The organism is Pseudomonas frederiksbergensis (assembly GCF_003732665.1).
Lineage (GTDB): Bacteria > Pseudomonadota > Gammaproteobacteria > Pseudomonadales > Pseudomonadaceae > Aquipseudomonas > Aquipseudomonas frederiksbergensis_G.
Genome location: NZ_MOBP01000122.1, coordinates 1 through 272, shown reverse-complemented (window position 1 = coordinate 272; position 272 = coordinate 1). Strand labels below are relative to the sequence as shown.

Genomic DNA, 272 nt, shown 5'->3' with positions numbered 1-272 from the left:
GTGATGGTCACCAGCGATGTGTCGCCGATTTTCAGCGCGGTGTCGGCCAATACGATGGTCGCGGTCGGGCGAACGGTGTCGACGATGTAGTTGCCCGAGTTGGTGGTTCCGCTGCCGGCATTGCCCGACAGGTCAGCCACGCCGGTGTTGGCCAGGGGGAGGACGTTAGTCGTATCGCTGACGCTGGCGGTCGGGGTGAAGGTCGCGGTCCAGGTGATACCGCCGTCGCTGCTGCTCACCGCCGGCAACGGGCCGGGGGCGAGGCGCAGGGA

Annotated in this window: 1 protein-coding gene; it reads right to left on the bottom strand. The window is 67.3% G+C overall.

The window, feature by feature from the left end; all coding sequences use genetic code 11:
- Positions 1–272 (bottom strand): Ig-like domain-containing protein (locus BK665_RS33435; protein ID WP_148053287.1); only part of this gene is annotated, 272 nt, incomplete at both ends.